Origin of the sequence: Pseudomonas sp. R1-43-08 (assembly GCF_003852255.1) — a bacterium.
Classification (GTDB): domain Bacteria; phylum Pseudomonadota; class Gammaproteobacteria; order Pseudomonadales; family Pseudomonadaceae; genus Aquipseudomonas.
Window position 1 is genome coordinate 238,434 of sequence record NZ_CP027734.1, and the last position, 23,091, is coordinate 261,524.

The 23,091-nt window shown below is 56.2% G+C and carries 15 protein-coding genes, 1 tRNA gene and 2 pseudogenes; 11 read left to right on the forward strand and 7 right to left on the reverse strand.

Annotation, left to right across the window (positions count from 1 at the left end):
- Nucleotides 1-52: 52 nt before the first annotated feature.
- The gene (locus C4J87_RS00910) at nucleotides 53-307 is read right to left on the reverse strand and encodes a hypothetical protein (RefSeq protein ID WP_124365362.1); all 255 of its coding nucleotides are present in this window, start codon (nucleotides 305-307) and stop codon (nucleotides 53-55) included.
- A gap of 411 nt (nucleotides 308-718) precedes the next feature.
- On the opposite strand from C4J87_RS00910, the pseudogene C4J87_RS00915 reads away from it, so the two are divergent.
- Nucleotides 719-1,413 (forward strand): annotated as a pseudogene (locus C4J87_RS00915) (hypothetical protein).
- A gap of 396 nt (nucleotides 1,414-1,809) precedes the next feature.
- Nucleotides 1,810-4,398 carry an autotransporter outer membrane beta-barrel domain-containing protein gene (locus C4J87_RS00920; protein WP_124365363.1) on the forward strand — a complete coding sequence of 863 codons (2,589 nt, stop codon included), beginning with the start codon at nucleotides 1,810-1,812 and terminating at the stop codon, nucleotides 4,396-4,398.
- A 292-nt stretch (nucleotides 4,399-4,690) separates the two neighbouring features.
- Here the strand turns inward: C4J87_RS00920 and C4J87_RS00925 are convergent, their stop codons facing one another.
- The gene (locus C4J87_RS00925) at nucleotides 4,691-5,278 is read right to left on the reverse strand and encodes a hypothetical protein (RefSeq protein WP_124365364.1); all 588 of its coding nucleotides are present in this window, start codon (nucleotides 5,276-5,278) and stop codon (nucleotides 4,691-4,693) included.
- Between the two features lie 16 nt (nucleotides 5,279-5,294).
- The gene (locus tag C4J87_RS00930; protein ID WP_124365365.1) at nucleotides 5,295-5,906 is read right to left on the reverse strand and encodes a hypothetical protein; all 612 of its coding nucleotides are present in this window, start codon (nucleotides 5,904-5,906) and stop codon (nucleotides 5,295-5,297) included.
- A 273-nt stretch (nucleotides 5,907-6,179) separates the two neighbouring features.
- On the opposite strand from C4J87_RS00930, the gene C4J87_RS00935 reads away from it, so the two are divergent.
- The 6 genes from C4J87_RS00935 (at nucleotide 6,180) to C4J87_RS00960 (ending at nucleotide 11,156) form a co-directional block, all read left to right on the forward strand.
- Complete coding sequence (locus C4J87_RS00935; protein WP_124356516.1) at nucleotides 6,180-6,860, forward strand: CsgG/HfaB family protein; 681 nt, start codon at nucleotides 6,180-6,182, stop codon at nucleotides 6,858-6,860.
- A gap of 29 nt (nucleotides 6,861-6,889) precedes the next feature.
- Entirely contained in the window at nucleotides 6,890-7,252 is a 363-nt protein-coding gene (locus C4J87_RS00940) for a DUF4810 domain-containing protein (protein WP_124365366.1), read from the forward strand.
- The gene (locus C4J87_RS00945; RefSeq protein WP_124365367.1) at nucleotides 7,249-7,899 is read left to right on the forward strand and encodes a DUF799 domain-containing protein; all 651 of its coding nucleotides are present in this window, start codon (nucleotides 7,249-7,251) and stop codon (nucleotides 7,897-7,899) included. The genes C4J87_RS00940 and C4J87_RS00945 overlap by 4 nt, the downstream gene beginning before the upstream one ends.
- A 207-nt stretch (nucleotides 7,900-8,106) precedes the next feature.
- Nucleotides 8,107-9,729, forward strand: a complete 1,623-nt coding sequence (locus C4J87_RS00950) for a VWA domain-containing protein (protein ID WP_124365368.1) — start codon at nucleotides 8,107-8,109, stop codon at nucleotides 9,727-9,729.
- Between the two features lie 255 nt (nucleotides 9,730-9,984).
- Entirely contained in the window at nucleotides 9,985-10,557 is a 573-nt protein-coding gene (locus C4J87_RS00955) for an RNA polymerase sigma factor (protein WP_124365369.1), read from the forward strand.
- A complete protein-coding gene (locus tag C4J87_RS00960) occupies nucleotides 10,554-11,156 on the forward strand; it encodes a hypothetical protein (RefSeq protein WP_124365370.1) in 603 nt (200 codons plus the stop codon). Before C4J87_RS00955 ends, C4J87_RS00960 begins: the two co-directional genes overlap by 4 nt.
- 194 nt (nucleotides 11,157-11,350) lie before the next feature.
- On the opposite strand, the gene C4J87_RS00965 is transcribed toward C4J87_RS00960, so the two are convergent.
- Nucleotides 11,351-12,169, reverse strand: a complete 819-nt coding sequence (locus tag C4J87_RS00965; protein ID WP_124365371.1) for a PDZ domain-containing protein — start codon at nucleotides 12,167-12,169, stop codon at nucleotides 11,351-11,353.
- A gap of 2,209 nt (nucleotides 12,170-14,378) precedes the next feature.
- Between C4J87_RS00965 and C4J87_RS00970 the strand changes: the two genes are divergently transcribed.
- On the forward strand, nucleotides 14,379-17,552 hold the full coding sequence (locus C4J87_RS00970; RefSeq protein ID WP_124365372.1) for an NACHT domain-containing NTPase: 3,174 nt from the start codon (nucleotides 14,379-14,381) through the stop codon (nucleotides 17,550-17,552).
- A 497-nt stretch (nucleotides 17,553-18,049) separates the two neighbouring features.
- Here C4J87_RS00970 and C4J87_RS00975 read toward each other — a convergent pair whose 3' ends face one another.
- From C4J87_RS00975 to C4J87_RS00985, 3 genes and pseudogenes are all read right to left on the reverse strand, one after another.
- Entirely contained in the window at nucleotides 18,050-18,472 is a 423-nt protein-coding gene (locus C4J87_RS00975; protein ID WP_256679944.1) for a hypothetical protein, read from the reverse strand.
- Nucleotides 18,441-19,616 (reverse strand): annotated as a pseudogene (locus C4J87_RS00980) (DUF927 domain-containing protein); the annotation flags it as partial. The gene C4J87_RS00975 and the pseudogene C4J87_RS00980, both read right to left, overlap by 32 nt.
- An 85-nt stretch (nucleotides 19,617-19,701) precedes the next feature.
- Nucleotides 19,702-19,778: transfer RNA gene (locus C4J87_RS00985), tRNA-Arg, on the reverse strand.
- 371 nt (nucleotides 19,779-20,149) lie between these two features.
- Between C4J87_RS00985 and gabD the strand changes: the two genes are divergently transcribed.
- The gene (gene gabD, locus C4J87_RS00990; RefSeq protein ID WP_124365373.1) at nucleotides 20,150-21,592 is read left to right on the forward strand and encodes an NADP-dependent succinate-semialdehyde dehydrogenase; all 1,443 of its coding nucleotides are present in this window, start codon (nucleotides 20,150-20,152) and stop codon (nucleotides 21,590-21,592) included.
- Nucleotides 21,593-21,770: 178 nt separating this feature from the next.
- A complete protein-coding gene (gene gabT, locus C4J87_RS00995) occupies nucleotides 21,771-23,048 on the forward strand; it encodes a 4-aminobutyrate--2-oxoglutarate transaminase (protein ID WP_124365374.1) in 1,278 nt (425 codons plus the stop codon).
- The last annotated feature ends 43 nt before the right edge of the window (nucleotides 23,049-23,091 follow it).

The following is a 23,091-nucleotide window of genomic DNA, read 5'->3' on the forward strand; positions in this document are numbered from 1 at the left end:
ATGGTTTTATATATCGGCCGGGCAGTTATGGTTTAACTGCCCGGATTCTGCTTTAGATCTTCGAGTTTAATTTCCGTCCAATAACATCCAGCAGATCACACCCATCGCGCAGCGGAATGGCCAGCAAATGGGCGAAGTCTGAAAGCACTAAGGCATCGCTGCTGAGTTGTTCGCGGAAAGCCAGGTTTTCCAGCAGTTGGGTGACGGCCCGAATGCGGTGCACGGCGGCGTCGTGAAGGACGTCGAGGGGCGCCTGGGTGTCGATGATCAGGGCGGGGACGGTGCAGTCGTGGCCGGTTAGGGGCATGTATCTATTCATAGTTAACACTCTGTTTTGGTGGTCGGGGCCACCACTCAATCGTCGCCAAACGAATGGGTGGCAGCTGTGCGCAGGTTGGCGAACCGGCAACAGAGTAAACCGGCAGACCCGAAGGTCTCCCGCGCACAGCCGCCATAACGAGCACAGCTTTGCGGGTGCAAAAACACCTGCATGAAGCGGATTGCTTTTGCACTCTGTTGTCAGGTCGCCAAACCTGATCGCCGTATGGGCGACCGCCGGACTATAAGCCGCACCACCAAACCCACGCAAGGCATCAAAATGTCGCCTCGTCGGAGAATACCCGCAACACCTAACGTCTTCCCCTCCATTGCCGATAGGTTGTCGACGAAAAAACGCACCACGAATACAAAATCCACCCTCAAACATTAAAGGACTGATGTGAAAAACCTCCTCCTAATCCTTTTCACCACCCTCATCCTCGGCGGCTGCGTCAGCCACCCCCTCACCCCGAAAACCGCGCGCAGATCAAGACGGTAAAAGTCCTGCCCGTGAAGTGGGAAAAAAAGAACATGGTGTACTTCGGTCGCGAACAAGCCTGGGGCGCGGCCCTGGGGGCCGGGGTTGGCGCGGGTGTTGGCATGGCCAGCGGTGCGTCCAAGGTGGGCACGGCGGCCTTGAGCGGCGCCGGTTTGGCTGGTGGCATGAAGCTTGGGCAATTGGCCGAGATGCCGACGTCGATGGCGATCCTGACGTTGATCGAAGCGGAAAAAATCGACGTGGGTGTGTTGCTCAAGCAGGGCTTTGTCGATGCACTGGGCAAGACTTCGACGCTCAAGGTGGTTGGTGATGATGAACCGGCCGATGCGCAGATTCAGTTGACCGTGTCCGAGTGGGGCTTTCGCCTGACCCAGGGGTTCAGCAGCGTGATTTACCCCACCATTAGCGTGGTGGCGCAGATGAATCGCGGTGATGAGATGATCTGGCGCACCTTTGAAACGGTTACACCATTCAATGGCCAGAACGTTTATGGCTACACGCCGCTGACTTATCGCACCGACCCTGAAGCCTTGCGCCGGGCGTTGACCGGGATTACGCAGATATCTGCGCAGTATCTGGTGAAGGAACTCAAGTAAGGCTGACGGTGATGTAACAGCGCCCAGGCGGCGTTTTTTCTGGTTGCTCGCGTTATCGTTGACGATTTTCGCGAGCAAGCTCGCTCCTACAGGGTGGGCGGTGTTGGGGCGTGCCGCTTATAGCTTTGAACATTTTGTTTATCTCAGTGTCTTTACCCCGCCCACCCGCAATCGGTCGGGCTGCATGGACTGCAGCGTTTTCAAATGACATTAAGGATTGATGTGAACCTTTCCCTCTTACGACCCCTTTCTGCCACCGCCTGCGGTGCACCGGCTCGCGCCTGCGATTCCCAGGGACGTTGGAGGCATCATTCGGATCGATTGATCCTTTCCCAAAGCACACCTACTGCCGCCGGGCCTCTTGGCGGTTTTGACCTGTAGTTCATGGAGTTTGAAATGAAGCGCAAGCAGTTCCAGAAAAGTCTGTTGGCAATCATGGTTGGCGCGATCAGCACCCAGGTGCTGGCAGTAGAGTTCGACCTGGGTCAGGGCAAGAATATTTGGGCCAATGAGACGTTCAACGAGCCGGTAACCATTACCGGCAAGTTTTCCGAGGTGGTCAATTCCGGCACCACTGACCCCGCCGGTCTCGGATTTGTGAACACCAACATTCAAGGCTCGCTGATCAACCGCGCAGACATCACGCTGGACTCACAGGGCAAAACCATTCGCGCCATCGCCATCGACCCGATGTTCTGGTCTGGTCCTTCCGGTCTGAACCCCGGCACAATCACTGGGGATGTGGTTCAGGCGGGCAATATCCTGATGACCCATGGCGCCTATGAAGGGCTTGAAATCGGCGCTACCACCATTGGCGGCAGCGTTATCAACTCCGGCACCATCCGTTCCACGCCGCCGGTGAGCGCCGAGCCCTTTCCCGGCTACCTGGGCGGTGGTGAGGGTATTTACCTGCACGGCACCACGGTTGCCGGTGACGTTTCCAACACTGGCGTGATTGATATGGCCGGCCCGGAAGCGATCGGTCTGGTCCTCGACGTCAACAGCGGCACGCCGACCACCATCGGCGGCAAGCTGCTCAACTCGGGCTCGATTATCGCCACAGGTAATGGCGCCTGGGGTATGGAAGTTGAGACCGCTACCAACCCCCTGCGCATCGAAAACAGTGGCCTGATTTCCGCCAACGGCAATGAAGCCAAGGGCCTGACGTTTTACGCGGGCACCGTCGATTACATCCTCAACACCGGCACCATTGAAGCCAAAGGCGCGGCGGCCAATGCCTTCGACCTGTCCGGCGCCAGCTTTGCGCAGAACAGCGCCACGGGCGCGCGCGGTATCGTCAACCGCGGCCTCATCACCGCCGACGGCACTGCGATCCAGGTGGATGCGGCCGAGCAGGTTGCGAGCTTTGAAATCAACCAGCAAGCCGGCGAAATCCGCAGCAACAGCGGCATCGCCGTCGACGCCAATAACCTCGCCAGCCTGAACTGGACCGGCGGCAAAATCACCGGCGACCTGCTCAACCTCAACGCCGTCAACGTCGACGGCCAGGCAGGTTTCACCGGCAGCCGTATCATCGCGCCAGTGTCGGTCAACTCGGGCTCGCTGAACCTGTCCGCGCCTGGCACCGCTATCACCGGCAATCTGAATGTGGCCAGCGGCGCGGGCATTGATATGCACCTGTCCGACAGCGTGGTGCCGACCACGCCGTATCTCACCGTCAACGGCACGGCCAATCTGGCCCAGGCCTCCAAGCTGACCGTCAGCGCCAACCCGGGCGACTTCGCCGCGCCTAAATCCGGCACGCAATACACCTTGCTGCAAGCCACCAACGTGCAGAACAACGGCGTGGCCGTGGCCAGTGCGTCGTCGTTGCTGAACGTGCTCAGCTACTCGGCCGATGCGCAGACGGTCAAGGCCGTGGTGGCGGTGAAAAGCGATCAGCAGGTGCAGCAGGAACTGGCGGGTGCCAGCGCGGGGGCGTCGGCCGCAACCGCCGTTAACGTGTTGAAGAACGATGTGCTCGGCCAGCTCAACCAAAACGATCCGGTGTTCCAGAGCCTGGCCAACGCCGGGACGGCACAGCAACTGGCGCAACTCGCCGACCAACTCACCCCGGACGTCAACCGTGGCGCCCTCGATGTGGCGCTATCGGGGCAAACCGTGGTCAACGGCGCGATCTTCAATCGCCTCACTGACCAGCGCGAAAGCCACCAGGTCGGCGGCGTGTGGGTGCAGGGCCTGAGCAGCAACATGGACCAGGACGGCCGTGGCGGCAACAACGGTTACTCGGCCAACAGCAGCGGCATGGCGGTGGGTGTGGACGGTCGTGTGAACGACACCACCACCCTGGGCGTGGCGTACAGCTACCTCAATTCGAATATTCATTCGGACCTGGGTAACAAGACCGACGTCGAGGGCCACGCGCTGTCGCTGTACGGCAACTGGGCGCTGCAGAACTGGTTCGTGGATGGCAGCCTCAGCTACGGTCATAACGAGAACGACAGCAAGCGCCACGTCGCGGGCACCACGGCCAAGGGCAGCTACGACAGCAATGTGTTGGCGGCCAGCGTGATCGGCGGCTACAGCTTCAAGCCATCCCAGGCGGTGGTGATCGAGCCGCGTGTGGCGGCGCGGTATGCCAACGTGCGCATGGATGGTTTTACCGAGAAAGGTTCGTCGGCGGCGTTGAGCACGGCTTCGCAGCGTTATGAAGTGGGCGAGTTGGGTGCTGGTGTGCGTTTGGCGGCCAACCTGCCGTTGAGTGCCGGCACGCTGCAACCGGAAGCCACGTTGATGGCCTATCACGACCTGATGGGTGATCGCGTCGCGCAAACCTCCAGCTTCGTGGCGGGTGGTTCGCCGTTTACCGTGACCGGCGCGTCGGTGGCGCGTGACAGCTATGAAGCCAGTGTGGGCGTGAACTACCAGGTCTCGGACTTCACCGTCGGCGCCAGCTACACCCGCCAGGCACGCAGCGGTTTCGATGCTGACGGCGTCATGCTCAAGGCGCGATACGCGTTCTAAGCAACACCGCAAAACAAGTGTGGGAGGGGGCTTGCTCCTGATAGCGGTGGTCCAGTCAATGATGTGTTGACTGACTCACCGCCATCGGGGGCAAGCCCTAATGCCAGTCAGTTAAGCGTACACCGCCGTCTGTAGGAGCGAGCTTGCTCGCGAAAAACGTCAACGATAACGCGTGCTTTCTGAATGAACGCGGTGCCTGTGAGTTTTTCGCGAGCAAGCTCGCTCCTACAAAAAGCCCTAACTGACTGGCATTAGGGCAAGCCCCTCCCACATTTGGATTTGTGTGAATCCGTCAGAACAACTTGCGCTGTACCGCCTCATCCAGCGTGCTGCGCGTCAACGCCTCTACCACTTCCCGGGTGTCTGCCTGGAAGGGGATGCCCACGATCAGCACCAGGTGCATCCAGGTGCGCACCGACTCGCTCTTCTTGACCCGGCCCAACTCCTTGCCGTCTTTGTCCTTGAACACGGTTTCCAGGGTGAAGGTGTTCTTGGCGGTGGACGGAATGATGAAGAACGTCACGCCGGTGATGATCGCCGAGGCCATGCTGAACTGTTCGTTGTTGTACAGGGTGGCGTCGGCGTAGATGTCCGAGTCGACCTTGTCGGTGCTCACCCGTGCAAAGCGGTTGGACTGGCGGAACCCATCCGCCACGGCTTTTTCCCACAGGGCGGCAGGTGCGCTGGCAGCGGCGTTGGCGGGGCCGCCGTTGATCTGGTTCAGCCCGGTGGTGCGCACGTACGCCGTAGGTTTGTGTGCGGGCGCGTTGGCGGTGGGTGGCCAGGTCTGTACTGGTGGCAGTTCGTGTTGCGAGTAAGACACGCAGCCCGTCAGCAAGACTGCCGCGAGTACCAGGCCGTGCTTGATCAATCCTTTCATGTGGTGCTCCCTGCGGTTACGGTTTGGCCAGTTTGGCGGTGGCGGTGTCGAGCAGTTGCGCGACGAGTTCGTTCAGTTGTTTGGCGCCCATGGTCGGGGCCCAGTATTCGCGACCGTAAAGGCCCACGTTGCGCTCGAACTTGACCTCTTGTTTGCTGCTGGCCAGTTCCTTGCCGTCGCGGTCGACGATCACCAGGTCGCCGGCCAGGTCGAAGGTATCGACGTAGATCGGGCCGTTGACCCAGATCCAGATCGTCAAGGTCAGCAAGGCGCCGGGTACATAACCGGGGTGCACGCCGCGATGGCCCTTGAGCGACGTCATGTTGAACTTGAGCGAAACATCCTGCTCACCCAGGCGCACCGGGTACTCGGTAACTTGCTTGAAGTAACCGGCCGCGCGCACGTACTGGTTAAGCTGCAGCGTCAATGAACGGCTGATCGCGGTTTTGTTGGCGTCGTTGACGTCGGCGGCGTTCACCGTCACATCAGCGATTTGCGCGCTGCGCGGGCTGCTGACAGAAGCCGGGTGTAACGGGGCGCCGATGGGGCCGGTGACGGTGTAGGACACACAGCCGGTCATCGACAGTGCGGCAACGAGGGCCGCTGCCCGCAAGAGGATTTTCAACACGCAATATCCCTATTAATGAATGAACCAGGTCAGGGTCTCGGCACGTCGGCTCAGAACTTTAGGCCGATCCGGTTTCCCTCCCTCCCTAAGCAGCCCCATTCATCACTTAACCCTGCGTTTATTCAAAACACCTTGAGAACCGCTCTCAACCCCGTAAAATGCCGCAGCCGTTGCGGCACGACAGGTTCAGGGATGAATACAGACGCACGTGTTCCCCTCCCCGAAAATGGCCGCAGCCCTGCGCTCTGCCGATTCTCACTTTAGGAGCAACACGTGAAGACACTGTCCAAAATCCTGCTGTCGGGCCTCACCGCCGCAGCGCTGTTGACCGTGGCCGGTTGCGCCACCGAGAGCAACCGCGCAATGCCGGTTGAGCAAGTCGCCAGCGCCAGCGTGGCCTATTCCGGCGTGCGTGTACCGATTGCCGTGGGCAAGTTCGACAACCGCTCCAGCTACATGCGCGGTATCTTTTCCGACGGCGTCGACCGCCTCGGTGGCCAGGCCAAGACTATCCTTATCACCCACTTGCAGCAGACCAACCGCTTCAGCGTGCTGGACCGCGACAACATGGGCGAAATCTCCCAGGAAGCCAAAATCAAAGGCACCGTGCAGAAGCTCAAGGGCGCTGATTACGTGGTGACCGGCGATGTGACCGAGTTCGGCCGCAAGGAAACCGGCGACCGCCAGCTGTTCGGCATCCTCGGCCGTGGCAAGACCCAAGTGGCCTACGCCAAAGTCGCGTTGAATATCGTCAACATCAACACTTCCGAAGTGGTGTATTCCACCCAGGGCGCCGGTGAGTACGCGCTGTCCAACCGTGAAGTGATCGGCTTCGGCGGCACCGCCAGCTACGACTCCACCCTCAATGGCAAGGTGCTTGACCTGGCCATGCGCGAAGCGATCAACCGCCTGGTGGACGGCATCAACGCCGGCGCCTGGAACCCACGTAACTGATCAGCAACACCTCAAGGAGCAGTACACGGATGAGCAAGGCAGTGAAGTTGGCGCTGACGCTGGCAGCAATCGCGACGGTAACCGGGTGCCAGACGGCGCCCCAGCCCCTGTATCAATGGGAGAGCTACCAGCCGCAGGTTTACGAATACTTCAAGGGCGAGCCCAAGGAAGCGCAGGTCGAGGCACTGGAGCGCGACCTGCAAAAGATCAACGCCACCGGCCGCAAAGCGCCGCCGGGTTACCACGCGCACCTGGGCATGCTGTACATGAACATGGGCAAGGACGACCAGATGGTGCAGGAGTTTCGTACCGAGAAGGCGCTGTTCCCTGAGTCGGCCGCCTACATGGACTTTCTGCTGAAAAACGCCAAGACCGGAGTCGCCACCAAATGAGCCTGTTAAAACTCACCGGCGCCCTCCTGGCCCTGGCCTTGCTCGGCGGTTGCGCGGCGCCCAAGACGTTTGATTACTCAGCCTACAAACAGGCGCGGCCCAAGTCGATCCTGGTACTGCCGCCGATCAACGAGTCACCGGAAGTGCAGGCGTCCTACAGCCTGGTGTCGCAAGTCACCTACCCGTTGGCCGAAGCCGGCTACTACGTGCTGCCGATCGCCCTGGTGGACGAAACCTTCCGCCAGAACGGCCTGACCACCGCCAACGATATCCAGGCCGTACTGCCGGCCAAGCTGCATGACATCTTTGGTGCAGACGCCGCGCTGTACATCACCGTCAGCGAGTACGGCACCAAGTACATGCTGATCTCCAGCGACACCTCCGTGACCGCCTCGGCCAAACTGGTGGACCTGCGCACCGGCACCACCCTGTGGACCGGCACGGCGCGTGCGTCGAGCGAGGAGGGCAACAATAACAGCGGTGGCCTGGTGGGTATGTTGATTACAGCGGCGGTCAAGCAAGTGATCAACAGCTCCACCGACGCGGCGCACCCGATTGCGGGTATCACCAGCGCACGGTTGCTATCGGCCGGGCAGCGCACCGGCATCCTCTACGGCCCGCGTAACCCGAAATACGGCACGGACTGATAGGCTCTGCAGATCAAATGTGGGAGGGGGTTTGCCCCCGATAGCTTAGTGTCAGCCACTGCATCTGGTGGCTGACCCACCGCCATCGGGAGCAAGCCCCCTCCCACACTGATTTCTGCTGTCACCTAAATTGCGTGTGTTAACCCGAACCCCACATTCCCCGCGTCTGACCTTGTGAACGGACTATTCACTCACGAGGTTCAGCCCATGTCCCGCCCTCTGCTCTTCTTGCGCCCTGCTGCCCAAGGCTTCACCCTTACCCTGCTGGTGGCGTTGGCCGGTTGCGGGCTGTCGTCCTCGCCTGACCTGGCGAAACCTGCTGAGCCCGCCGCCGAACTTCAGCGTGCGCCGGCCCAGGGCGCATTGGTCAAGCGCATGGCCATGCCTGCACCGATGCAAATGCGGGAGGCGGCGACCATGGACTACCGCAGCGAACCCCGCGAGCAATACGCCAACCTGCCCGACAACCCGGTGCATCGCGTCGCCGAAACCCCCGTCTCCACTTTCAGCGTGGATGTCGACACCGGTAGCTACGCCAACGTCAGACGCTTCCTCAACCAAGGTAGCCTGCCGCCCGAAGGCGCGGTGCGCCTGGAGGAAATGGTCAATTACTTCCCCTATGACTACGCATTGCCTACCGATGGCTCACCCTTCGGCGTCACGACCGAAGTCGCCGCCACACCGTGGAACCCGCGTACGAAACTTCTGCGCATCGGCATCAAAGCGTCCGACCGCGCCGTGGCGGACCTGCCGCCGGCCAACCTGGTGTTTCTGGTGGATGTGTCCGGCTCGATGGACCGTCGCGAAGGTTTACCACTGGTCAAAAGCACCCTGAAATTGCTGGTGGAACAATTGCGTGATCAGGACCGCGTGTCATTGGTGGTCTACGCCGGCGAGTCCCGCGTGGTGCTCAAGCCGACTTCCGGGCGTGACAAAACCACCATCCGCAACGCCATCGACCAACTCACCGCCGGTGGATCCACCGCTGGCGCGTCCGGTATCGAACTGGCCTACCAGATGGCCCGCGAAGGCTTTATCGACAAGGGCATCAACCGCATCCTGCTCGCCACCGACGGTGACTTCAACGTGGGCATCAGCGACTTCGACAGCCTCAAGCAAATGGCCGTCGACCAGCGCAAAAGCGGCGTTTCGCTGACCACCCTCGGTTTCGGTGTGGGCAACTACAACGAGCACCTGATGGAGCAACTGGCCGACGCCGGTGACGGCAACTACGCGTACATCGACAACCTGCGCGAAGCCCGCAAGGTGTTGGTAGACCAACTCAGCTCAACGCTGGCGGTGGTGGCACGGGACGTAAAATTGCAGGTGGAATTCAACCCGGCGCAGGTCAGCGAGTATCGCCTGCTCGGCTACGAAAACCGTGCCTTGAAGCGTGAGGATTTCAACAACGATAAGGTCGATGCCGGCGAAATCGGCGCAGCGCACACGCTGACCGCGCTGTACGAAATCGTACCGAAGGGCGAGAAGGGCTGGTTGGAGCCTTTGCGATACGCCGCTGCGCCGACAACCGAAGGCACGTCTGCCGAGTTGGCGATGCTACGGGTACGCTACAAGCCCGCAGCGGGCGGCAACAGCCGACTGATCGAACGCCCCATCGCCAACCCCTCCACCCCGGCCAGCGACGACCTGCGCTTCAGCGCCGCCGTAGCCGCGTTCGCCCAACAGCTCAAGGGCGATGGCCGCTACACTGGCAGCATGGGTTTGCAGGACACCGCCAAACTGGCCCGCTCAGCCTGCGGCGACGACCCGTTCGGCCTGCGCAACGAGTTCGTACAACTGGTCGAACTGGCCCAAAGCCTCAAACCCTGACCTCGAACGCAACATTGTCCAATGTGGGAGGGCAAGCCCTAATGCCAGTCAGTTAAGCGAACGGGGCTCACTGTAGGAGCGAGCTTGCTCGCGAAAAACGTCCAGGCGACGCGTTCATTCTGGATAAACGCGGTGGCTTTGAGTTCTTCGCGAGCAAGCTCGCTCCTACAAAAAGCCTTAACTGACTGGCATTAGGGCAAGCCCCTTCCCACCGTTAATCTTGATTCGGCTGACAAAAGGAGTTCACCCCAGCACATGGCCGTCCCAGACGATCCACCCAGCGACGAATCGCTGCTGGCCCGCTACCGCACCGGCGACGCCGCTGCTTTCGAAGCCTTGTACGCCCGGCACCGCCAAAGCCTGTACCGCTTCCTCCTGTCCCTGTGCAACAAACCCGAACTGGCCGAGGAAATCTACCAGGACACCTGGCTCAGCCTGATCCGCAGCACCACCCAGCCACAGGGCCGCGCGAGTTTTCGTACGTGGCTGTTCCAGATCGCGCGTAACCGCCTGATCGACCACTGGCGCAAGCACGGCCTCCACAACCCGCTGCACGACAGCTACGACGAGCAACTGCACGCCCAGGCCGACCACAGCGCCGGCCCCGAGCAACACCTGAGCCTGAGCCGCGACCAGGCACGCCTCGACGCCGCCGTGCAAGACCTGCCCGAAGACCAGCGCGAAGTCTTCCTGCTGCGCCTGCACGGCGAACTTGAAGTACCGCAAATCGCCGCCCTCACCGGCGCCCCGCTGGAAACCGTAAAAAGCCGCCTGCGCTACGCCCTGCAAAAACTGCGGCGCCTGCTGGCCGACGAGGTAACCGTATGACTGACACTCGACCCACCCCAGACGACGAACTGCTCCAGCACTACCGTCAACACAGCACCGGCGAACCCCCCGCGTCCCTCGACGCCTTCATCCTCAACACCGCCCGCCGCGAAGCCCCGGCGCCACAACCGAACCTGTGGCAACGCTGGCTGCACGCCTGCCAACGCCCACGCTGGCAAATGGCATTCGCCACCGTCGCAGGTTTAGCGCTGATGATCGGCGTGCTCACACGCTCCCCCATGCCGCAGCCCGAAATCTCCACCGCGACATTCTCCGCCCTGCGCCACCAAGACGCCGCCCAGCCAACGCCGCAAGCCTTCTCCGCCCCCGCGCCAATGGCCCGAATGGCAGCGGCACCCAGGCTTGAAAGTGCGCCAGCTCAGGCTGAAACCGCAGATACACTGGCGGCTCCGCCAACGGTAAAACTCAGCAAGGCCGCGCCGGTTGCATTGCCGTCTTTGGAGCAGGAGCTGCAGGCCATCGTGAAGTTGCGTGAGGCGGGAGAGCGCAAGGCGGCTGATGAGAAGCTGCTGGCGCTGCATAAGCGCTTTCCGGAGGAGGATTTGCCGGGGAGGTTGGAGGCGTTGCGGAAGCGTTGAATTGGCATATACGAAAAAGCCCTAGGTCTTTCGAGCTGGGGCTTTTTCATTCATATCTGGTGCCCCGGCGTCGTTTGAACCGATAGGTTTGGTGCCCTATTTATGGGGGCTTTTCTATCAATCCTTGGTTAGGCATACACGGCGGTGCTTCCTAGAGGAGCCCACAGTTGAAAAAAATGGCGATTCAAGGTCAATCACTTACCTACCTGCAGGCTCTTTTCGATGGGTTTCCCATTACGAATCAGTGACAGGTTGATGAGTCGCCCGGCACGCACCGTAGCCATTCTTGTAAAGCTCTCTTGATTTGAGACCCTTTCTCCATCCATCGCCACAATCATGTCGCCTGCCAAGATGTCGGCTTTGTAGGCAGGGCTGTCGTCGACGATTGTGGTTACGACTACACCTTGGTTCGTCTGTAGTAGTTGTCTCTCCAAGTCGTTGAGATTGCGGACGAACGCACCGACGCGAAACCTACCCTTTACAAAATAAATGGCGCCATAGTCAGACCTATTAAGGGTAATAGGAATATAGGTCGTGGTGCTTCCATAAGTCGTAGTCGATGCATTACCGAAAGCAGTGGCTTGACCACCCGGCCCATAGGCGTTCGCACTGCTTGTGGTGTACGAGGTGCTCGTTGTCGGAGTAGTAAGAGGCATGCTTGAGGTTACGGACCCAGTGTACTGAGGAACGAATACTAGGACCAGATCCGCTCCCACTGCAGCACCCTGTTTCAGCGCGTGGTCCTCAGAAACGTTTTCGCCACTGTTAAAGCTCGACTCGCCTATAACCACGTATCCTCGTTTTGAGTAACCTGCAATTATTTTTTCCAGGTCACCAAAGGGCGATCTTTCAATGACAGGTAAAGCGGGAGCAGCTGAAGCACGATTAGCTGAGATGAACTCAGGCGATACACCAGAGGCTGGGATGTAAAACTCTTTGTAGCCATTGGCGCATCCGGTGAGCGCTAGCGCTGTGGTTACCGCCACCAGTGTATTGATTAACCGCCTTCTCATGTGAACTGCTCCCTGCCGCTGACGCGTTATAGTCGTCGGGAGTATGGCGGAATGCTTCCACCAGACATAGCCGTATGACTCGGTTTCTATTGGGGTCATCCTGACCGGGTTCAGATGAGCTCGTGATCCAGTCACAACCCATTGAGCTGCTGGGGACCCTGACATGTTGCTGTCAACACGGGGCATGAAACCCGCGGGATCGAGTTAGCGGGAGATGGTGGAAGTTACTGAAATTTCAATCGTTGAAATTGAAAGCATCTTGAAGAAAAAGGATCATCGTTACAGCTTCGGTAAAGGTGGCTGTACTGGTGCAAGACAGTGAGCACCCACACGGCTTGAACCGTGGTGTTAGGGGCTCACCCCGCGTCAACAGGTCTAGGAAGTACTGCCTGGCAGGCGCAGTGGCCCCCGCGATCTAATCAGCCAGAAGCATTGTCGAGCTATCCTCGTAGGAGAAGACACTATGGGGCTTGGGGTCCCCCTCAAAGGTCTGTTACGCGTGTTACTCTCGTTACGCTTGTCTTTAACTGATTGATTTTAAACAGATTACTATGCGTTACACGTTCTTGTTCTGTCATTGCGACGGCGTGTTACCGGCGCCTATGATGTTACGCTTCAGTGTGTTGGCTGAGACGGGGGAAGGTTTCTTTGGCACTGTCCTGAGCATCTCTCAAGAATAAAGCTGCTCTGGATCGGCGCAGTTAATTAAAGCGATAAGTCGCCGTTGCATCGGTAGAAAAGGGCGCCGGTGTTGGCTCGCAGAGGCTCTCGACGATCACAGGTCTACACCGAATCCAGCCGAAACGATGGTCCCTATTGAGCCCCCACTTAGCTGCGACGGTGAAGGATGGCAATTGACTTTGCTTCTGCGAACAAATCGCAGGTTTATCAGTGAAGCCACCCAAATAATCACCACATTCAATCCCAAGTTTACGACGCTAAACGAGATTCAAACCAACGCGCAAAAGATTATCGGGTTCACTCTATCGTCAGCCTATGCCGTGTCGCAGTAGCTTTTCTGCGTCAGTAAGTCCTTGAAAAAACTACTCAAATCACCCTTACATCATTTGTATTTTTGTGGAGTGTTCGACGGTTTTTCGTGGGATTGCATGCTTAAAGCCAGCTGTGATGTATTGCCATCAGGGTCAAAATAAATATACCCCGAACGGCGTTTTTTTGATTACAATTGGTCGCCACGCGTGCGTTAGAGTATATAAACTAATAAATTAATATTTTTACCTTGACTGCTCTCCAAGTAATGCGCGAATTTTTATATGTAGTATTTTAGAGAGTTTTCTCGGGTTTCGTGCTGTAGCTTTTCTTCATCTTTGCGGTAGATTGTGCTTTTTATGGATCAAATGATTAAGTTAAGGGATATAACATATGTCAAATAGTTACGATCTTACACAGCTGGATCCAAACGCTTTTGAGAATATGGTCAATTTTTTGGCCATGAAAGTTCTCGGGCAAGGGGTTGCGGGTTTCGCGCCTGGTTCAGACGGGGGCGAGATGGATACTTTGAAGGTGAAGCAGCATATCCGAGTAACAAAACTAGGTGGGCTGGAATTTGGTATATACAGTCAAAGTTTCATAAACCTCATTTAAGTGGGGATCCGCAAAAGTGGCTAATCAAGCAAGTTCGCGAGGAGATCAAGAGTTTCAATAATCCTACTTCGGCTAGAGAAATTCCAGATGTATGGATCATAGCTACAAATATTGATCCTTCTGGAGTTCCCGAGACCGGTGCTTTCGACAAAATTTATAAAATAGTTAAAGAGTCGCTCGACGCAAAAATAAAATTTGATATATGGGGGGGGAGGAGAATTTTAGACTTTCTTGCCGCTGACCCCTCTGTAGCAAGCTATTTTGGTCACTTTCTAACACCTGGGCATGTAATAACTAGTTTGTATGATCAGCTGAATGATAAAAGCAGTCAGTTAAAAAGCATTGTCGAACACTTAGTTGTGGGGCAATTTAATGAGCAAATTTATACCAAGCTAGAGCAAGCCGGATCTTCTTCAAATACTAGACCTAAGATTCATGAGCTATTTGTAGATCTTCCTTTTATCTCGCAGGCTGGAGATCACTCTTCGGAAATTCTTTCTGCTCTTGTATCGAGTTCTTCTAATATTCACAAGGTTTCTGCGTGGGGCATGATAGGGAATCTTGGCGTAAGTGGTGTAAGGTAGCTAAGAGATCTAGAATAATTTTGCTTAAGGGAGGACCCGGGCAAGGAAAGTCAACAGCCGGGCAGTATTTTGCACAGATTCAACGGGCAGCGTTAATACTTGAAAAAGGAGGCCCTGTCGTTACGCATGCAACGCGAGTTGTCGCCGAGCAATTTAAAGTCGTGGCGCAGTCTCAGGGCTTTTGGAGCGAAACTCCAAGGGTGCCCATTACGATAGAGTTGAAAGATTTTGCGGCTTGGTATGGTTCTAAACCAGACTCTGAGCCTAGAGGTATACTCTCCTATATATCAGAGAGAATTAGCCTTAAAACAGAACAAAAGGTTTTAACGGGTACAGTAAAGCGCGCACTTGGCCTTAAAAGTTGGTTTATCAATTTTGATGGCCTAGATGAAGTGCCAAATGACGTCAAAGATAAAGTTGCTGATGAAATTAACAGGTTTGTTGATGAAATGCTGCCGCTTATTGACGCTGACGCGCTTATATTATGTACTACGAGACCCCAAGGATATTCTGGGCAGTTCGACAAGTTGGATGCAACTGTAGCAGTGCTTTCTCAATTGCCTGCACCTATTGCACTGGCTTGCGCTTCGGCTGTAGTTAAGTTTGATCGTACTGAAACAGAGGCTGAATATTCGGTTGAGGTTCTCAAGAGCGCAATGCAGTCTCAACAGGTTTTGGAGCTGATGACTACTCCACTGCAGTCTCATATTATGGCCGTAGTTGTGCGCGATGGTGGTCGGCCACCTGAGAAAAGATGGGAGCTGTTTGATAATTTTTACAAGGTAATGAAAAAGCGGGAGAGCCAAAAAGATTTCCAAGATCAGCGAATTTCAAAGCTTCTGCGTGAAGATGACACCTTGCTTAAGGCAATTCATACTCGATTGGGTATTGTTCTGCATGCACTTGCGGAAGATAGTAGAGGGGCTGAAACTACACTTGAGAAGGCTGATTTCGAAAAGCTTGCTCATAAAACTACATCGATGCTAATTGATGAAAATGTGGATGGTGTTGTCGAGGCATTGATGGAGGCTACCACCGAACGTCTTGTTTTTGTGAATACGCCAGAAAGTAGTAATACCGTTAGGTTTGATGTTCGGCAGTTGCAGGAGTTTTTTGCTGGCGAGTTCATCTATAGTGAGACTTCGCCTGAAGAGATGACCTCGCGAATGGAGGCTATATGTACGGATGCGCATTGGCGTGAAGTAATGCACTTTTCTTTGAGTGCTCTTGTTGTTAATGGGCGGAGAACCGAGCTCGCCTTAGCAACTAAAGTATTAGCTAGTGCTGACAATGCCGGTAATTGTCATCTAGAAAAGATTCTGTCTAAGCGTATGGCTATAGGGGCGCTGCTGGGCATAAGGCTATTAAACGAAGGTGTGCTTGAGCAAGACAAACGACTAAGGCAAAATTTCTTAAGTGTGTTAACTCCAATATATGCGTCCACGGACAAATCCATATTGAGATTGCTTAACGTTAAAAAGCATCCTAATAGCCAGTCGTGGTTTCTAAACGCTATGATTGAGCACTTATTCGAGGCGAGCGAAAGTGAAAGTATTGGCGCTGCGCTTGCACTGATATGCACACTTCCAGACGAACATCCTAGGACTTCAGATGTTTTAGAGAAAATAAAAGCTTCCAGTAATAAATGTCTGCAAGCTATTTACAGTACGTTTTACAGAAAGATTCGAAATTCGAATAGTATTTCAGCTGCAAGTGATATAGCTCCACCTAAAGAGTGGTTTGTGGTTGGGACTTTGGATTTTGTGTTGTCAATAAGTTTGCGTAAAGATTTTGATTATAGTCAGCCGATAAATCTTTTGGCTAACAACGCTTTTATGTTGTTTCGTACTGCAGCCTTTCAAAGGCTTTCGCCAGCTAGTACTAAATTAATGTTTGCTCTTCTTGATGTCGGATTCAAGAGTATTAACCGGCAAAGTGTTAGTGGGCGCAATCCTAAGGTCAAAAACATTTATAAAGGTATGGAGTTAGAGGCGCCTGAGTTTAGTTGGAGAACTAAATCGGTTTCCGACGTCTTGCAGTTTTCTGTGCCTTCGTCGGAAAATCTTGGGCCTTTACTGAAGTTCGTTAATTCGATTATTTTGTTTGCAGCTAATAAAACTCACGAAAATCTTTGTGAGGTTATAAAGCTTTCTTCGCTATTTGGCATGTTATCAAAAGTTCTGCCTTCCTCATTGTCTACATATATCCCACTGGCTCCCTGGAGGCGTCAGTGCGGAGATCAACTAACACTACTGCATAATATGTCCGAGCGAGACTTTATAAAACTTATAGAGACTGGACGTATGGGGGCGGAGATTTTGCCCGCTCATAGTGAGGAAATTTCTATTGAGGGCGATTATACGGAGTACGGTTGGAGTAATATATGTCGCGATTATCCAACTCTAGTACTTGAGATTTGGATGGATGATATAGCTGATCGTAAGGGGCAATATTCTAAGCCGAAATTTGTTTCTTGTATTGAGAAGGTCTTCTATAGTGAGCCGAGATGGGTTGGTAATTACATTCTTCAATGGGGTAAATTGTTTAATCTGCTTCCGGATAATGGCGTTGCCCTGCGAGAGTATTTAACTGGCTGTGATCTCGGGTTGGAAAAGGAATATGTCACTCATTCTGAAATAATTCCATTTTCTATTGATTTGGATAGGGAGGCGAGATGGTTACCTGTTTTTGCTGAGGCACTAATAATTAGACTTCCTTTCGGTGACTCACTAAATCGTCGACCACATTATAAGCCAACATTTTCTTACACTTCGAATACTTTGGATGATTTTGGTCTCTCTGCGTCTGTTTTGGAAGGATTGTATTTGGATAGGGCGCAATCTTCTGAAATTCGACGGGCTGCGTTGGCGTTGTCTCTTTCTAGAGTTTTTTCAGAAAGCAGTGAGGCTAGAGCGTTCTTCTACTCGAATGATTTAGATTTGGTTGTGACTGAGTTTGTTGCTTCTGACTCGCCCACTTGGTTTATAAGATCGATTATGATTTTTAGTGAGTTGCATTTGAAACATGATGACCGAAGAGCGATGGCGCTAATTGGAAACTGTTTTCATATGTATAGGGATAACTATCAGTTGGGTTTGATGATGCAAACACTTATGAGAAGCTGGCGGGAACGTTCTAACGCGCCAGTTCAGAGCAATCAACTGCTTGCCAAATGGTTAGAGGCGGAGGTCTGAAATGTCGCTCTTCATGTGGTGCATTGTAGGGTTGGCCGAGCGGCCCTTTATTCAAGGGGCATAATGGAAAATCCTGCGGTTACCCGATGGTAATAAAATATAATTATACTTATTTGGCCGTTCAGTATTCGCCAACGGCCTTTTTCCGTGCACTGATTGCCTGAATGTAGTGGTAATTGAACGCGTGAGCGTTTTTTATTGCTCTAACAGCTTGGGTAAAAATTTGGCAGTGAGAAGTTTGAGAAGTCATATCTTCGTCGGTTTTTATCTCATGTGATGGGTCATTTATGGTTAAGCACTTGCGATAGTCACGTAGTGTAAGTGCCGGAGAAGTGGGGGCTGTTAGTGGTCGCTCGCGAAGTTTTTTACTGTCTATAAAATTTGGAGTTACTCTGGTAAATATTTCACTTCGAGGCGCTCTCAGTCCAACCCAACTCCTTATTTTAAAACGGGCGACGGAGCAACCTGTATTACAAGTTGCTCCGGTTAGTTTCAGGTTAGGCTGTCAACAGGTCAGTCAAGCTGTGTTGGCGAGAGAGATTTGCAAGTTCTTGCCAAGTCCAGCTTCCAAAGTGCTCGCCCTGTTCCGGGATAGCTAGTTTCATCAATGCAACCGGATCTCGATTAATCAGGTTGTGTGCTGCCCATAGCTTGCCGCCGGTTTCCAGCAGCGCTTTCGCGGCCTCGTTCCACTTTTCTTCTAACACTGTAGTGGCAAGATTTGTTGCTTCTTTTTCGATCTTTGCATGTTCTTTTTGTGCCTGTGTGATGTGCTGATCAATCGTCACTAGCTCCTGCTCCATCGCGGTGATGAGCAGTTGTTGGCGGCGGTGATGCTCAGCCGCAGCCGTGAGGTTTTTTGCTGCCTTTTGAGCTTCGGCGTTAGCAGCCGGTAACGCCGAAGGCGCTGGCCAACTCACCGGCCGCTGCTGCGAGCCCGAAGCGAAGGGCGGCGCGTTGGGCCTGCCCGCTGGCCGAGGCGGGCAGGTTTTGGGTTATGAACTGCTCCACCGTGCGGCGAACGATCACCGACCACCTGAGCATTCCCCCAGGCGCGCACAGTGCGTGCAGGAAGGCGGTGAGAGGCGTGCCGTAGTATTTGGCTACACGGGCCTTGAGCGCATCGGAGAGGGCGGCGGCGTCTTCAAAACCGTTCAGCACATCGAACATGCCTAGCCCTTTGCTGGCATCCGCTGGCACGGCCAGCATGCGCACCTCCATACCCGCTTTCAGCTCCTTGTTGGCGTCTGCCATGTGCTGCGCCAACGTCTTCTCGCCGGTCGAGGGAAACAGCAAGCGCCACTCTTGCACCTGTCGGCCCGCTTGTCCTCGATCATTCGCTCGGGCCTTACCGGTGCCGTTGCCGAGCATGTAAACCGTCTCGCCAATAATGCGCGGGTCGCACATGCCGATCTCATCCAGCACCAGGAACCCGTCTGAGTGTGCAGCGGCGATGGACTCCAGGGCGTTATCCGTGGAGCGCCACGAACTCACCAGACGCGGCCCGCCATAGACCGAGGCAGCAACCTGCAAGTGGGTGGTCTTGCCGCCGAGCTGTCGCCGTAGAGATGGAACCCGCCTGACTCATGCCCGAGCAGATTCAGCAAAGGTCCTGCAAAGGCCACAGAGACGACAAACGCCAAGCGGTGATTGCCAACGCACAGCGCACCGATTTGCTGCTGCCATTGCTCCAGTGAACCCGCCTCGCTGATCGGCGGCAACTGCGCACCGGCTTTATAAAAATGCAGGTGTTCGGCGTGCGAGTCGATCTGTTGTTCGGGCAATAGGAAGCATTGTCGTGCCAGCCAGGCGTGTCACCAATCGTGCGCGCTGGGCGCTGTCGAAGCCGCCGAGATAACTCTGCAGGTCGTTGCGGGCATTGCGCCCTTATCGGGTTCCCGCGAGGCCCAGGCCCATGCCGACCGGTGGACCGAGTACGTCCTTGCCGAAGTCGCCAGCCATGGTTCGGGCTGGAATGTTCCAGCGCTTTTTGGCGCCGTCCGGGTAATCGAATTCGACCAAAACGCCCCAGTTGTGGACCTTGTCGTCGCGATTACAGGCGACGGATAGCCAGAAACAAGAAAGCCCGCACGGGGCGGGCTTCTTGGGGTGTTTCGTAGACTGTCTGAGACAGCCCGAGACTGCTATATGGTGCACCCGGCGGGATTCGAACCCACGACCCCTGCCTTCGGAGGGCAGTACTCTATCCAGCTGAGCTACGGATGCTTGTGCGGGCGACATCATACCCATGTCGACCTTGGGCGTCCATGCCGGTCTTTGGGCCTTTAAGTGTAGGAATCCGCCGCGTGCAGGCTCTGGGCCGGGGGCCATCGATCAGTGCAGTGAAACCAAGTGCAACTACGCTGATCAGAAAGGTCTGACGGATATGCCGTTTTTGTTCTTTTTTTCGAACATCCTATTGCCCTGTACCCCCATTGCTCCTAGGATTCGTTTGAGATTTCAAACGCTCTGTCTCCCGTGCGCACTTTATTGGTTCTTGCGCAGCGAGGCTGATTTCCCTGACGGCAGCCCACCAGGCGCCTTTCAACAACTCTAATTCGCTCCGCGTGCGCGCGGTGCTGTTAAGGAAAGCCGACATGCAGCTTAAAGACACCCAGTTGTTCCGCCAGCAAGCCTTCATCGATGGCGCTTGGGTCGATGCGGACAACGGTCAAACCATCAAGGTCAACAACCCGGCCACGGGCGAGATTCTCGGCACCGTGCCGAAGATGGGCGCCGCCGAAACCCGCCGCGCCATCGAAGCCGCCGACAAGGCCCTGCCGGCCTGGCGTGCACTCACCGCCAAGGAGCGCGCCAACAAGCTGCGCCGTTGGTTCGAACTGTTGATCGAAAACCAGGACGACCTCGGCCGCCTGATGACCCTCGAACAAGGCAAGCCGCTGGCCGAAGCCAAGGGCGAAATCGTCTACGCCGCTTCCTTTATCGAGTGGTTCGCCGAAGAAGCCAAGCGCATCTACGGTGACGTGATTCCCGGCCACCAGCCCGACAAGCGCCTGATCGTGATCAAGCAGCCGATCGGCGTGACCGCTGCCATCACCCCGTGGAACTTCCCTGCGGCGATGATTACCCGCAAAGCCGGCCCGGCCCTGGCCGCCGGTTGCACCATGGTGATCAAGCCAGCGTCGCAAACCCCGTTCTCGGCCCTGGCCCTGGTTGAGCTGGCACACCGTGCCGGCATCCCGAAAGGCGTGCTGAGCGTGGTCACCGGCAGCGCCGGCGACATTGGTGGCGAGCTGACCAGCAACCCGATCGTGCGTAAATTGTCCTTCACCGGCTCCACCGAAATCGGTCGCCAACTGATGGCCGAATGCGCCAAGGACATCAAGAAAGTCTCCCTGGAGTTGGGCGGCAACGCGCCGTTCATCGTGTTCGACGACGCCGACCTGGATAAGGCTGTCGAAGGCGCGATCATCTCCAAGTACCGCAACAACGGCCAGACGTGCGTCTGCGCCAACCGCCTGTACATCCAGGATTCGGTCTACGACGCGTTCGCCGAAAAACTCAAAGTGGCCGTGGCCAAGCTCAAGATCGGCAACGGTCTGGAAGAAGGCACCACCACCGGCCCGCTGATTGACGAAAAGGCCGTGACCAAGGTCCAGGAACACATCGCCGATGCCCTGAGCAAAGGTGCCAAACTGTTGGCCGGTGGCAAGGCGATGGAAGGCAACTTCTTCGAGCCGACCATCCTGACCGACGTGCCGAAAAACGCCGCCGTGGCCAAGGAAGAAACCTTCGGCCCACTGGCACCGCTGTTCCGCTTCAAAGACGAAGCCGAAGTGATCGCGATGGCCAACGACACCGAGTTCGGCCTGGCGTCCTACTTCTACGCGCGCGACCTCGGCCGTGTCTTCCGTGTGGCTGAAGCCCTGGAATACGGCATGGTCGGCGTCAACACCGGCTTGATCTCCAACGAAGTGGCGCCGTTCGGCGGCATCAAGGCTTCGGGCCTGGGCCGTGAAGGTTCCAAGTACGGGATCGAGGATTACCTGGAAATCAAATACCTCTGCCTGGGCATCTGACCGGTAAGGGATTGCAGTAAACGCAGAGGGCACGAGAGCGCTGTCCCTTTGCGTGTTTCACGCCGTTATTCGCAGTGGCCGGAAAGCTGTGGCAGTCGATCATCGCATGCTGCCGTAGTTGCCTCCCCGCCACCTATCCTTGAGCCACGCCGCCCGATGAGCGGCGAATGAGGACTTTATGAGCAAGACCAACGCTTCCCTGATGAAACGCCGCGAAGCCGCTGTACCGCGCGGTGTTGGCCAGATTCACCCGATCTTCGCCGAATCCGCGAAGAACGCCACCGTGACCGACGTTGAAGGTCGCGAGTTCATCGACTTCGCCGGCGGTATCGCCGTGCTGAACACCGGCCACGTGCACCCGAAAATCATCGCGGCGGTGACCGAGCAGCTGAACAAGCTGACGCACACTTGCTTCCAGGTCCTGGCCTACGAGCCTTACGTGGAGCTGTGCGAGAAAATCAACGCCAAGGTGCCAGGTGATTTCGCCAAGAAAACCCTGCTGGTCACCACCGGTTCCGAAGCGGTCGAGAACGCCGTGAAAATCGCCCGCGCCGCCACCGGCCGTGCCGGTGTGATCGCCTTCACCGGTGCGTACCACGGCCGCACCATGATGACCCTTGGTCTCACCGGTAAAGTCGTGCCGTACTCGGCGGGCATGGGCCTGATGCCGGGCGGCGTGTTCCGTGCGCTGTTCCCCAATGAACTGCACGGCGTGAGCGACGACGACGCCATCGCCAGCATCGAGCGTATTTTCAAGAACGATGCCGAGCCGCGTGATATCGCTGCGATCATCATTGAGCCGGTGCAGGGCGAAGGCGGTTTCTACGTCGCGCCGAAAACCTTCATGAAGCGCCTGCGCGAACTGTGCGACAAGCACGGCATCCTGCTGATCGCCGACGAAGTGCAAACCGGTGCCGGCCGCACCGGCACCTTTTTCGCCATGGAACAGATGGGCGTCGCCGCCGACCTGACCACCTTCGCCAAATCCATCGCCGGTGGTTTCCCGCTGGCCGGTGTTTGCGGCAAGGCCGAATACATGGACGCCATCGCCCCAGGCGGCCTGGGCGGTACCTACGCCGGTAGCCCGATCGCTTGCGCGGCCGCGCTGGCGGTGATGGAAGTGTTCGAAGAAGAGCACCTGCTGGACCGCTGCAAGGCCGTCGGCGAGCGCCTGGTAACCGGCCTCAAGGCCATCCAGGCCAAATACCCGGTAATCGGCGAAGTGCGTGCCCTCGGCGCGATGATTGCCGTGGAGTTGTTCGAAGATGGCGATAGCCACAAACCGAACGCCGCTGCCGTTGCATCCGTGGTGGTCAAGGCGCGTGACAAGGGCCTGATCCTGCTGTCCTGCGGTACCTACGGCAACGTATTGCGCGTACTGGTGCCGCTGACCTCGCCGGACGAACTGCTGGACAAAGGCTTGGCAATCATTGAAGAGTGTTTCGCAGAGCTTTGAGCCCAGCGCTTTTCTCGATAGAAAACCCCGCGTCGGCGGGGTT